Annotated in this window: 13 protein-coding genes; 4 read left to right on the top strand and 9 right to left on the bottom strand. The window is 61.6% G+C overall.

The features are described from left to right. Positions 1 to 110 precede the first annotated feature (110 nt). The 4 genes from argB to GOW72_RS18510 are packed head-to-tail and all read left to right on the top strand — an operon-like array spanning position 111 to position 2965. Positions 111 to 974, top strand: a complete 864-nt coding sequence (gene argB, locus GOW72_RS18525) for an acetylglutamate kinase (RefSeq protein WP_170361663.1) — start codon at positions 111 to 113, stop codon at positions 972 to 974. Between the two features lie 52 nt (positions 975 to 1026). After that, positions 1027 to 1821 carry a sterol desaturase family protein gene (locus GOW72_RS18520; protein WP_170368024.1) on the top strand — a complete coding sequence of 265 codons (795 nt, stop codon included), beginning with the start codon at positions 1027 to 1029 and terminating at the stop codon, positions 1819 to 1821. Continuing rightward, positions 1818 to 2471, top strand: a complete 654-nt coding sequence (locus GOW72_RS18515) for a 4Fe-4S dicluster domain-containing protein (protein WP_170368022.1) — start codon at positions 1818 to 1820, stop codon at positions 2469 to 2471. The genes GOW72_RS18520 and GOW72_RS18515 overlap by 4 nt, the downstream gene beginning before the upstream one ends. Continuing rightward, positions 2468 to 2965: a SixA phosphatase family protein gene (locus GOW72_RS18510; RefSeq protein ID WP_170368020.1), complete on the top strand. Its 498-nt coding sequence runs from the start codon at positions 2468 to 2470 to the stop codon at positions 2963 to 2965. Before GOW72_RS18515 ends, GOW72_RS18510 begins: the two co-directional genes overlap by 4 nt. Positions 2966 to 3014: 49 nt before the next feature. On the opposite strand, the gene GOW72_RS18505 is transcribed toward GOW72_RS18510, so the two are convergent. The 9 genes from GOW72_RS18505 to GOW72_RS18465 all read right to left on the bottom strand — a co-directional run bounded on the left by GOW72_RS18505 (position 3015) and on the right by GOW72_RS18465 (position 12480). Continuing rightward, positions 3015 to 3806, bottom strand: a complete 792-nt coding sequence (locus tag GOW72_RS18505) for an amino acid ABC transporter ATP-binding protein (protein ID WP_170342938.1) — start codon at positions 3804 to 3806, stop codon at positions 3015 to 3017. Positions 3807 to 3818: 12 nt separating this feature from the next. Next, positions 3819 to 5117 carry an amino acid ABC transporter permease gene (locus GOW72_RS18500; RefSeq protein WP_170342939.1) on the bottom strand — a complete coding sequence of 433 codons (1299 nt, stop codon included), beginning with the start codon at positions 5115 to 5117 and terminating at the stop codon, positions 3819 to 3821. A gap of 3 nt (positions 5118 to 5120) precedes the next feature. Beyond that, the gene (locus GOW72_RS18495; protein ID WP_170361668.1) at positions 5121 to 6353 is read right to left on the bottom strand and encodes an amino acid ABC transporter permease; all 1233 of its coding nucleotides are present in this window, start codon (positions 6351 to 6353) and stop codon (positions 5121 to 5123) included. A gap of 126 nt (positions 6354 to 6479) precedes the next feature. After that, a complete protein-coding gene (locus tag GOW72_RS18490; protein WP_170366411.1) occupies positions 6480 to 7496 on the bottom strand; it encodes an amino acid ABC transporter substrate-binding protein in 1017 nt (338 codons plus the stop codon). A 210-nt stretch (positions 7497 to 7706) separates the two neighbouring features. Beyond that, positions 7707 to 8414: an ATP12 family chaperone protein gene (locus GOW72_RS18485; RefSeq protein WP_170368018.1), complete on the bottom strand. Its 708-nt coding sequence runs from the start codon at positions 8412 to 8414 to the stop codon at positions 7707 to 7709. A 4-nt stretch (positions 8415 to 8418) separates the two neighbouring features. After that, positions 8419 to 9090, bottom strand: a complete 672-nt coding sequence (locus tag GOW72_RS18480) for an HAD-IA family hydrolase (protein ID WP_170368016.1) — start codon at positions 9088 to 9090, stop codon at positions 8419 to 8421. Continuing rightward, positions 9087 to 10130, bottom strand: coding sequence for an RluA family pseudouridine synthase (locus GOW72_RS18475; RefSeq protein WP_170368014.1), 1044 nt, complete (start codon positions 10128 to 10130; stop codon positions 9087 to 9089). The genes GOW72_RS18480 and GOW72_RS18475 overlap by 4 nt, the downstream gene beginning before the upstream one ends. A gap of 133 nt (positions 10131 to 10263) precedes the next feature. Continuing rightward, positions 10264 to 11070, bottom strand: a complete 807-nt coding sequence (locus GOW72_RS18470; protein ID WP_170368012.1) for a crotonase/enoyl-CoA hydratase family protein — start codon at positions 11068 to 11070, stop codon at positions 10264 to 10266. 96 nt (positions 11071 to 11166) lie between these two features. Beyond that, positions 11167 to 12480 (bottom strand): replication-associated recombination protein A, encoded by a 1314-nt coding sequence (locus tag GOW72_RS18465; RefSeq protein ID WP_170368010.1) that lies wholly within the window; start codon positions 12478 to 12480, stop codon positions 11167 to 11169.

Genomic DNA, 12480 nt, shown 5'->3' with positions numbered 1-12480 from the left:
ACAGCGTCCCCCTTTTGGCGCGCCACGCAACAAAACCTGCGGCCTGCCCGTTCCGGGCTTGGCAGGTCCGGCCAAAGGCCCTAACAGGGAAGGCCAGAGGGACGACAGCCATGAAGAAACAGGACATGAACCGGGATTGGATAGCCACCGCCGCCACGCTCAACAGCGCCCTGCCCTATCTGCAGCGTTATGACGGGGCAATCGTCGTGATCAAGCTGGGCGGGCACGCCATGGGCAGCGACGAAGCGATGGAGAGCTTTGCCCGCGACGTGGTGCTGATGCGTCAGGTCGGCGTGAACCCGGTGGTCGTGCATGGCGGCGGGCCGATGATCAACGCGATGCTGGACAAGCTGGACATCCAGTCGGACTTCGTGAACGGCAAGCGCGTCACCGATGCCGCCACGGTCGAAGTGGTCGAGATGGTTTTGTCCGGCGTGGTCAACAAGCGCATCGTGCAGGCCATCAATGCCCAGGGTGGAACGGCCGTCGGCCTGTCGGGCAAGGATGCCAACCTGATGACCTGTGAGCAGACCGATGCGTCGCTGGGCTATGTCGGCACGCCCGCCGAAATGAACCCCAAGATCCTGCACGACCTGTTCTCGCACGACGTAATCCCGGTGATCGCTCCGCTGGGGGCGGGCCGCAATGGCGAGACGTTCAACGTGAACGGTGATACCGCTGCCGGAGCGATTGCCTCGGCGCTGAAGGCCGACCGCCTGCTGCTGCTGACCGACGTATCGGGCGTCAAGAACGCCGCCGGAGAGGTCGTGACCGAACTGAAGGCGGGCCAGATCCGGGAAATGACCCGCGACGGCACCATTGCCGGCGGTATGATCCCTAAGACCGAAACCGCGCTGGACGCGCTGCACAGCGGCGTGCGCGCCGTGGTCATTCTGGACGGCCGTGCCCCCAATGCCGTGCTGCTGGAATTGTTCACCGAACATGGTGCGGGGTCTCTGATCCGCCCCGACTGAAGCGAGCAAGCCCGCCCTTGCAGTTCACATTCACATGCTTAAACTTGAATGCATGGAGCGTGAACTCATCATCCGCTTGGGCATCTTTCTGACGCTGTTTCTGGCCTTCGCATTGGCCGAAAGGCTTGCCCCGCGCCGCCCGCTACGCGTGCCTCGATCGCGCCGCTGGCTGACCAACCTGTCGGTCACCCTTTTGAACACACTGACACTGCGGGCGATGGCGATCGGGTTCCCTTTGCTGGCCGTCGGGGCCGCCTTGGATGCCGGCCGGTTGGGCGTCGGAGTTTTTAACACTCTGGACTGGCCCAAATGGGTAGAGGTCACCCTTTGTGTCCTGGTGCTGGATTTCGCCATCTGGGCGCAACATCTGATCACCCACAAGGTGCCGGTCCTGTGGCGTCTTCATCGTGTGCACCATGCCGACCGGGACATGGATGTCACCACGGCCGTTCGCTTTCATCCGATCGAGATCGCCTTGTCGATGGGTTTGAAGATCGGTCTCGTCTACCTGCTGGGGCCCAGCGCGCTCGCGGTCATCCTGTTCGAAGTCCTGCTGAACGGCACGGCTTTGTTCAACCATTCGAACATCCGTCTGCCCGCCGCTGTGGATGCCGCCATGCGCCGAATTCTGGTCACGCCGGACATGCACCGGGTCCACCATTCGGTGCTGCGCAGGGAACATGACAGCAATTATGGCTTTGCATTATCCATCTGGGACCGTTTGATGGGGACATATGTGGCACAGCCCGAGGCCGGCCACGATGACATGACGGTGGGGCTGGAATGGCAGGACGATCGACCGACGAAGCTGGGGTGGAGCCTCGCTCTGCCGTTTCGGCGCAAGTGACCTATGATCAAGTGGTGTCCACATCCGAGGCCGCTGGCCTGATCGTTATGGGCGCGCAACACCCGCGGGTGACTGGCGCCAAACAGTTGGATAGTGGCACGCTTATTCTGCTCGGGGCAGGCAGCAGCTTTTGGCCGGTCCTCACCGCTTCGGCCGAGTGGTTGGACGGCAAGCCGGACCCGGTCGACCGTTGGTCGCTCCGAGTGGTCGGCACCCTTGCGGAAAACCTTGGCGCCCAGGCGTTGTATCCATTCGGCGGTCCACCCTATGCGCCATTCATAGATTGGGCGTTGAAATCGGGACGTACGTTTCAAAGCCCGGTGGGCGCGCTGGTGCACGACACGGTGGGAATGATGATTTCATTCCGTGGAGCCCTGCATTTTGACCACGAGTTCGACTTTCCCGTCGCAGATGACCCGTCGCCATGTATCAATTGCCCCGCACCCTGCGCATCGGCCTGCCCGGTCGGTGCCTTGAACGCCAAAACGTTCTATGACGTCGAAGCCTGCCACGGCTACCTGAGAACTCCGCCCGGTCAAGCCTGCATGACACAGGGATGCGCGGCCCGGCTGGTCTGTCCGCTCAGCGCGGGAGCCGGACGTCGGGCCGAGCAATCCGCCCATCACATGAGAGCCTTTCACCCGGAATGACCCGCACGCTTATCCTGACCCGCCACGCAAAATCCAGTTGGGACCATCCCGACCTGCCCGATCATGACCGACCGTTGAACAAGCGCGGCCGAGCTTCGGCATCCGCCATCGGCGATTGGCTGCGGCGCAAGGGGTACTTGCCAGACGAGGTCCTGAGTTCTTCATCCGAACGCACGCGCGAGACCTGGCTTCGGATGGGGCTGAGTGCGTCCAACATCCGGTTCCTCTCCGAACTCTATCATGCCTCGCCCGACCAGATCCGGCAGGCGCTGTCCAGCGCGACGGGGCAAACGGTCCTGCTGCTGGGCCACAATCCGGGGGTCGCGGAGTTTGCGGAACGTATTGTCCAGTCTGCACCGGAGCACCCGCGGTTCCTCGACTATCCGACCTGTGCGACCACGGTTCTTCAATTTGATATGGCGGACTGGTCCGGAATCGGTTGGCACGACGGCCAGGTGATCGAATTCGTCACGCCGCGCGCGTTGCTAGAATGAAAAAAGGGCGGGATCACCCCGCCCTTTCCAACGTCGCATTCAACCCGTGTCAGTGACCCAGAATCTGGCTGAGGAACAGCTTGGTCCGTTCGCTTTGCGGGTTGTTGAAGAACTCTTCCGGCTCGTTCTGTTCAACGATCTGACCGGCATCCATGAAGATCACCCGGTTCGCCACCTGGCGGGCAAAGCCCATCTCGTGCGTTACGCAGAGCATGGTCATGCCTTCCTCGGCCAGCTCGATCATCGTGTCGAGCACCTCTTTGATCATCTCGGGGTCCAGAGCGGAGGTCGGTTCGTCGAACAGCATGATGCGCGGACGCATGCACAGGCTGCGGGCGATGGCCACACGCTGCTGCTGACCACCCGACAATTGGCCGGGATACTTGTTGGCCTGCTCGGGGATCTTGACCTTTTCGAGAAAGTGCATCGCTGTTTCTTCGGCCTCTTTCTTGGGCGTTTTGCGCACCCAGATCGGGGCCAGTGTGCAGTTCTCCAGAATGGTCAGATGCGGGAAGAGGTTGAAGTGCTGGAACACCATGCCAACCTCGGACCGGATCTTGTCGATGTTCTTCAGATCGTTCGACAACTCGGTTCCATCCACCACGATCTTGCCCTGCTGGTGTTCTTCCAGCGCGTTCAGGCAGCGGATCAGAGTGGATTTGCCCGAGCCCGACGGCCCCGCGATCACGATCCGCTCGCCCTGATTGACGGTCAGATTGATGTCGCGCAGCACGTGGAAGGACCCGTACCACTTGTTCATGTTGGTGATTTCGATGGCGACTTCGTCGCTCACCTGCATTTTAGAGCGGTCAATTTCGCGGTCGATTGCAAGTTCAGACATGTGTTGAACTCCTTAGTGATGATCCGTGGCAAGGCGACGCTCGAGCCACTGGGAATATTGAGAGATGCCGTAACAGACGACGAAGAACAGAAGCGCGGCAAAGCCCAGAAGCTCCCAATAGACGCCGTTCCATTCGGTCGACGCCAGGATGGGACCCCGGATCATGCCCACCAGATCGAACATCGAGATGACCGAAACCAGCGTGGTATCTTTGAACAGGCCAACGGCCACGTTTACGATACCAGGGATTGAGATCTTCAAGGCCTGTGGCAGGATGATCAGACGCATCGCCTGCGGGTAGTCCAGACCCAAACTGTCTGCTGCCTCATACTGACCGCGCGGAAGCGCAGCCAGACCGCCGCGGATCACCTCGGCGATATAGGCGGCAGAGAACATGGTGATCATGATCACAACGCGCAGGAACAGGTCGACCGTGCTGTCAGGCGGGAAGAAATAGGCCAGCATCACCGAAGCCACGAACAGCAGCGTGATCAAAGGCACGCCACGGATGAATTCGATGAAGATGACGCAAACCCACTTGATCAGCGGCATATCGGACTGACGACCCAGAGCCAGTGCAATACCCAGAGGCAAGGACAGTGAAACACAGGTCACGCCCAGCATTAGGTTCAGCATAAAACCACCTAGGTCACGGCTGGGCACCGCAGTCAGCAGCGCACCTTCGTTGGCGTCTTCGGGAATTAGTGCCCCGCCGACATTCCACACGACCAGCGCCACGACAATGGCCCCAAAAAACCCGGCTGCAAAGCTGTTGCGGCCAAATTTCTGGAATACCACGCCTGCCGCGACACAGCCCAGCAGGGCCACGATGGGCACCATGATGGTTCCACCCCAAATCAGCCAGAAAGCGATGAACGGGTAGAGCGCCGTGAACAGCAGCAACTTTCGAGGCAGGTCGAAGAACAGAACAGGTGCCACAGCCACCAGCATCAGCACAAACGCCAAGTTCGGGCGCCAATACGCTTCTACCGGATATTTGAACCCGTAGATCAGTTGATGCCAGCGTTCGGTGAGAACTGCGAAACAGGCCCCGGTCTTGCCGTCCAGAATCTCGCGGCATTGCGCCAGCGAGTCCGCATTCCAAACTCCGTTCAAAATCCACGGCAAGGTGTTCTTGAGAAGCACATAGATCAGCAGAATCGACAGAAGGGTAAGGATCGTGTTTGTGACACCCGAGAACAGGTTCTCGCGCAGCCATTTGACGATACCCGTCTGGTTTGCCGGCGGAGGCGACGGAGGAATGGTGCCGTCGGCCACAAATGCGATCGGATTTGTTGTTTGATCAGCCATGGCTCAGCGCTCCTTCAACTTGACGGATGCGTTGTAGATGTTCATCGCCATCGAAATCAGCAGCGAGGCTGTCAGATAGAACAGCATCAGCAGCAAGACGCACTCGATCGCGCGACCGGTTTGGTTCAGCGTGATGCCACCCAGCGTTGCGGTGATATCCGCATAGCCGACTGCAATCGCCAGAGACGAGTTCTTGGTGATGTTCAGATATTGCGAGATCAACGGCGGGATGATGACCCGCAGCGCCTGAGGCAGGATCACAAGATTCATGATCCGACCGGGACGCAGGCCCAGCGCGGCCGCAGCCTCGGTCTGACCTTTTGAAATCGCCTGAATACCCGCACGTACGTTTTCTGCGATGAAGGCGCCGGTATAGATCGACAAAGCGAACCACAATGCGATCAGCGGACCGCCGACCTTGATACCACCGCTGAAGTTGAAACCTTTCAGCGCGGGGACATCCCAGGTCAGGCCCATCAAAATCATCAGCAGCGCAAAAGGCACAAGCCAAACTGCAAGCTTCACAAGGCCAGTCTTTGGACGCTCGCCCGTCTGTTCCTGTTTGAGCGTGGCGCGTTTCTCAATTTCACGAGACGCAAACCAGGAAGCGACCAAAACCGCGATGACCAGCAGCCAATTCAGAAAGGTCGAACCGAACAGCCCATTCGCAAACTCGGGGCGCGGGACATAGACGCCACGGTTGGTAAAGGCGAACAGGTCGAACAGCATGCTGGATGTTGGGTTATCGCCGCGGAACTCCCTCGGTCCCGGCAGAACGGCTGTCATGATCGTGAAGATGATGATGATCCAGATCAGAACCGGAATATTCCGGAAGATTTCCACGTAGACCGCCATCAGCTTGGATACGAGCCAGTTGTTTGACAGGCGTAAAACACCTGCGATCACGCCAAACACCGTCGCAGTGATACAAGCCAGGAATGCAACCAAAAGCGTGTTGAGAATGCCGACGACAGCCGCACGCCCATGCGAGGACTGGCTGTCATATTCGATCAAACGCTGGTTGATGTCATACCCGGACGGATCGCCCAGGAAAGAATAGGAAATGTTGAGCCCTGCGGCCCTAAGGTTCTGGATCAGGTTGTTACCAAGATACCAGATGCTGAGCGCAATAACGATTGCCGCGATCACCTGAAATGTAAGAGAGCGATAGCGTGTATCGTTTATGAGCATCGACAACCGAAAGTCAGCCTTCGGTGGGTCAGTCATAGTCGACATATTTTGGGATCCCCGTGCTTTTCGGACGCTTCCTTCCCGGCAGGGTTTTCCCCGCTCCCGAGCAGCCCGTAGCATTCTGTTCTGCGAAAAAGGGCGCAGGTTACCCTGCGCCCTTTTCCGTGGATTTTAGCGGAACGGCGGCGAGTACAGCAGACCACCATCGGTCCACTGTGCGTTCAGACCGCGTGCCAGACCGATCGGGGTTTCCTCACCGATGTTCTTGGCAAACACTTCGCCGTAGTTGCCACCCGCCTTGATAGCGCTCATGGCCCACTGTGCGTCCAGGCCCAGCATCTCGCCTAGGGTGCCTTCGCTACCCAGCAGACGGTTGATTTCCGGGTTCTCGGTGCCAGCAGCCATCTCGTCGATGTTGGCCGAGGTGACGCCCAGCTCTTCGGCCGAGATCAGAGCGTTCAGGGTCCAGCGAACGATGTCGCCCCACTCGTTGTCGCCGTGACGAACCAGCGGGCCCAGCGGCTCTTTCGAGATGATTTCGGGCAGCAGAACGTGATCACCGGGGTTTTCGAACGTGGCGCGGGTTGCGGCCAGGCCCGAAGCGTCGGTGGTGTAAACGTCACAGGCACCTGCCAGGTACTGCTGCTGCGCTTCGGCGTTGGTTTCGATCGGAACCGGCTCGTAGCTGATGTTGTTCGAGCGGAAGAAGTCCGCCAGATTCAGCTCGGTGGTGGTACCGGTCTGGATGCAGACGGTGGCGCCGTCCAGTTCCTTGGCCGAGCTGACGCCCAGTGCCTTGGGAACCATGAAGCCCTGACCATCATAGTAGTTCACACCCACGAATTCGAACTTCAGGTCGACGTCGCGGCTGAAGGTCCAGGTGGTGTTACGGGCCAGCATGTCAACTTCGCCCGAAGCCAGAGCGGTGAAGCGGGTCTTGCCGGTGGTGGGAACGAATTCAACAGCATTCGCGTCACCCAGAACGGCGGCGGCTACTGCGCGGCATACAGCAACGTCAAAGCCCTGCCATTCGCCATTCGCGTCAGGTGCAGCAAAGCCAACCAGACCGGTGGTCACACCGCAGTTCAGCTTGCCGCGCGCTTTGACGTCGTCCATGGTTCCTGCCGCGGCCGCGCCGGCAGCAAGACCGGCAATCGTCGCCGCGCCCAAGATTACGGATTTTTTCATTTTTACCTCTTCCTGATTTCCCGCCCCATCCCGGGACGGATCTTGTCCGACACACAAAGGTAGCCGGATAGGTTACCCCAAAGGTGTCTCCCCTTTAGTGCGCCCGAGTTTGGGCGCATTCATAAACAAACGTCAAGGGTCGGATCAGTGAAAACGATATGTTCCCGGCAAGGCAACTGCCCAAGCCTCTCAAATCAGGACCAGAAAGGCTCAAACCGATAGATCATAGAAGGTTTTCGCGTGCAAAAAGGCGATCTTCTTCAGTTCGGCGGCTTGGACCGCCTCGTCGTCGTCCCCCCATTGCTCGGCCTGCCACGATTCATCCAGCCGAGAAATGCGCCATATCTCGTCCGGGTTGCGCCAGTTTTGGGCAGCGGCAAAACCCAGAATCAACGAACCCGACAGACTCACAAGGTCGTGAAACGCCGCCAGACGGAACGCGTCCAGGTCGTGAACCTGCCGACGCAGCCGATCCAGCGCCTCGGGGGCCTGAGGCTGATGCCGGACGCCTTCGACCGGGATCAGTCTGGCGCCCAGCGTTTCCGCGGCCCAGTCCAGCGCGGGATCCCATTCGCGGCGCTGACGTTCGATCAGGGCTTCGGGGTGGGTTGCGCGATAGCAGAGCAGGTCCGAATCGCCATAGTCCGACAACATGTCGGCGACTTCCGTGTGCTGATGCTGCACCTTGTCGATTGCCGCGTTGGCCGAACGGGTGAAGGGCATCGTCGCCGGATCGATTTCCTTTTCCTGCGCGTCCCATTCGCGGGCCACCGCCTCGGCCATGGCCCGGGTGGGCAGGACCAGAGCAGCCTTGGCCGGTGTCCGCACGCGGCGGCCGTCCAATTCGACGGTAAAACCGCTATCGGTCGCGACCACGGCACTGCCTGTCCAAAAGCGTTTCGGTTTCCACTCACTCATATCGTTATCCCCAGACTTCGGTCAGGACGCCAGGCAACTGCTCGAACCGGTCGATCACCGCGGACGCCGCACCCAGCTGCGACCGTTCATGATAGCCCCAGCCCACACCGATCCCTGCAACCCCGGCGGCCCGCGCCATTTCCATGTCAAAGCTGGTGTCGCCGATCATCACCGCATCACCGGCCGACACCCCTGTTTCAAAAAGCGCCGTTTCGATCATCGAGGGATGCGGCTTGGATGGATGATGGTCCGCCACCTGACGGGTAACGAAGACAGAATCCAACCCGTGCGCCTCGAGCAAGGCATCCAACCCCCGCTGCGATTTACCCGTCGCCACGCCCAGAAGGATCTCGGGCACGGCCTGCAACGATCCGATAATCTCGCGCGCGCCGGGATAGAGCGGTGAACTTGCCACCCCCATCTCAAGCCGATGAGCGTGATACGCCTCTTTGTAACCCTCGACCAATCGGCTTTGAGTTGCCCGTGACTGATCCGGCGCGAGGCGTGCGATTGCAATCGGCAAGGACAGCCCCACGATCGACAGGATCGCCGCGCGATCCGGCACCGGAAGGGACAGAGCCTGGAAACTGGCGGTCATGGCCGACACGATGCTGGCCTGGCTGTCCACCAGCGTCCCGTCGACATCGAACAGAACCAGGCGCAGAGGCGCGGTCATTGCAACTCCTCGAACGGATCTGCAGCGGCCAGATCTTCGGTCCAGCCCAAAGTATCCCAGCTGTCCTTCATGTGAGGCGGCAGCGGAGCGTTGATCGTGACCTGCTTGCCGGTCATCGGATGCTTGAACGACGCGGTTCGGGCGTGCAGGTGCAGCTTTTTGCTGATGACCCCGCCCAGCTGCGCGCCCCAGCCATCGCCTAGGTTTTCCTGACCCGAGCCGCCATATTTCCCATCGCCGATGATCGGGTGCCCGATGGCCGCCATGTGCGCGCGCAGCTGGTGCGTGCGGCCGGTGACGGGCTCCATCGCGACCCAAGATGCACGCCCCGCCACCCGATACAGCGTGGCATAAAGTGTATGGGCTCGTTTGGCACCCGGTGTGCTGTCGATCTCGTTCAGGTGGACGGCGATCATCTTTTCGCCCTCCCCCTGCTTGCCATGACCGGGGGCCTTGACCAGCCCGGTCTTGATCTCGCCCAGATACGGGGTCGGCACGCCAGCCACCAGCGCCCAGTAGATCTTGCGCGTGTTGCGATGCCGGAAGGCCGCGGTCAGCCCCTTGGCCGCTTCGCGCGTACGCGCCATCAGCAGCACGCCCGAGGTGTCCTTGTCGAGCCGATGCACCAGCCGCGGGCTCTCGTCATAGCCAAAGCGCAGTGCCTCGGCGAGGCCATCCACATGCCGGGCCTGACCGCTGCCGCCCTGAACGGGCAGGCCGTGGGGTTTGTTCAGCGCCAGCACGTGGTCGTCGCGATAGATCACGCAGGACTGGATCATTTTCGCATCGGCATCGGTCACGCGGGGGCGGGCCGGGGCCGGTTTGTGATCCGGGTCCGGCAGGGGCGGCACGCGCACCACCTGCCCCGCCTGCAAGCGGGTCGAGCCCTTGACCCGCCCGCCGTCCACGCGCAGTTCGCCCTTGCGGCACATCTTTTCGATCCGGCCTTGGCTCACATGCGGGAACAGGCGCCGCAGCCAGCGGTCCAACCGTTGGTCGCCGTCGCCCGGCTCGACCGTGATCATCTGTACGCCGCTCATGCCAATACCCCTTGCGACCGGATGCTGCGCGCCCGGAAAATCGCCCGTGTCAGTGCCTCAGAAAACATCCGCGTCTGTCGCGCGCCGCAAGGCAAGAGTCAAGCAGGCTGACGGGTTCGGGGGCCAAGGCCGCTCAGATATCAGTGAAATCCCCGTGCCGCCCGGCCCCATCGCGGAACCGAGCCGCGCCGGATGTGCCCTCGCGGCGGATGGCGTCCAGCCCGTTGGCCCATTCGACCTTCAACGCCTCGTGCATCGGCATCCCCCGGGTTTCGATGATCGAGCGGCGGTCGGCGCGGACGGCCTCCTGCGGGAACCGGGCAATCTCTTGCGCCATCGCTTCAGCCGCCATTCGGGTTTCACCCTGCGGCACGATTTTCTCGGCAAGTCCGATCCGTTCGCACTCGTCAGCCTTGACCTTGCGCCCTGTCAGCGTGATCTCGAGCGCCTTGCCCTGCCCGACCAGCCGCGGCAGCCGCACCGAACCGCCATCCATCAGCGTGATCCCCCAGCGGCGGCAATAGACGCCCATATAGGCGTCCTCGGCCATCACCCGGATGTCGCACCACAGGGCCAGTTCCATGCCGCCGGCCACTGCGGCACCCTCGATCGCGCCGATGACCGGCTTTGACAATTCCAGCCGCGATGGACCCATCGGCCCCAGCAGCGACGGCGCCGCCCCGATCGGAAAGGCATGCTTGTCGAAATACGGCTCGCGCAGGTCCGGGTCAGACAGCGTGGCCGCCATCTTGAGATCCCAGCCCGCGCAGAAATTGCCGCCCTTGCCCCAGAACACGGCGGCTTTGGCCGTGCTGTCCTCGAAGGCGATGAAGGCCTCGGCCAAGGCTGCGGCGTGTTCGGCATCCACGGCGTTTCTGGCCTGGGGCCGGTCGTGGATGATGGTCCACACGTCATCTGTCTTGTCGATGGAAACGGTCATCTGCGCTCCTCCCTGGCGGCATGTAACCCTAGGGAAACCCGGCCGCGCCCTGGGTGTCGCGCAAAACGCGACGGCACGGCCTGATCTGACCTTGCGTCACGACCCGTTGCGTTGACTGCGCAGTTTCGAAAAGTAGTCCAGACGCTTTTTCAACTCGCGCTCGAACCCGCGTTCGACCGGCTGGTACAGGACCGGGCGTTTCATGGTCTCGGGAAAGTAGTTCTGCCCCGAGAACCCGTCCTCGGCATCGTGGTCGTAGGCATAGCCCGCGCCATAGCCCTGATCCTTCATCAACCCGGTCGGCGCGTTCAGGATGTGTTTGGGCGGCGGCTCGCTGCCCGACTGTTTGGCCAGGCGCATCGCCGCCTTGTAGCCCACATAGGCTCCGTTGGATTTGGGCGCCAGCGCCAGATATACGACCGCCTGCGCCAGCGCCAACTCACCCTCGGGCGACCCGAGCCGCTCGTACACCTCCCACGCATGCAGGCAGATCGACTGGGCCTGCGGGTCGGCCAGGCCGATATCCTCGACCGCCATTCGGGTGATGCGGCGGGCCAAGTATCGCGGATCTTCGCCCCCAGTCAGCATCCGGGCGAACCAGTACAGCGCCGCATCCGGGTCGGACCCGCGCACCGATTTGTGCAGCGCCGAGATCAAATTGTAGTGCTCGTCCCCCGACTTGTCGTATTTCGCGGCGCGGCGCATCAGGCGCTTGGCCAGCGCGTCCGGGTCCAGTGGCGCGTCCACCGACCAGGCCGCGATCTGTTCGATCAGGTTCAACAGCGCCCGACCGTCGCCATCCGCCATTTCCTGCAGCGCGTCCCGCGCCGCGGGTGTCAGGGGCAGCACCTTGCCCAGCTCTTTTTCGGCACGCTGTGTCAGGCGTTCCAGATCGGCCAGATCCAGCCGTTCCAGCACCAGCACTTGCGCGCGGCTGAGCACGGCGGCGTTCAACTCGAACGAGGGGTTTTCGGTGGTCGCGCCCACCAGAAGGATCGTCCCGTCCTCCATATGCGGCAGGAACCCGTCCTGCTGGGCCTTGTTGAATCGATGGATCTCGTCCACGAACAACAGTGTCCCCTTACCGTTCCGCCGCCGCAACTTGGCGGCCTCGAACACCTTCTTGAGGTCGGGAACGCCGGTGAAGATCGCGCTGATCTGTTCGAAATGAAGGTCGGTTTCCTTGGCCAGCAACCGCGCGATGGTGGTCTTGCCCACCCCCGGCGGTCCCCAGAAGATCAGGCTGGACAGGCTGCCCGACGCCAGCATCACCCCCAGCGGCGCCTCGGGGCCCAGAACCTGTTGCTGCCCGATCACCTCGGACAACGCCTGGGGCCGCAGCCGGTCGGCCAGCGGGCGGTTCGGGGCCGGTTCCGAGGCCTGGCCTTCGGTGTCGAACAGGTCACTCAT

The organism is Ruegeria arenilitoris, assembly GCF_013032855.1.
In the GTDB taxonomy this organism is placed as follows: Bacteria; Pseudomonadota; Alphaproteobacteria; order Rhodobacterales; family Rhodobacteraceae; genus Ruegeria; species Ruegeria arenilitoris.
The sequence above is the reverse complement of the archived record's forward strand: the minus strand, read 5'-3'. Positions and strand labels throughout refer to the sequence as shown.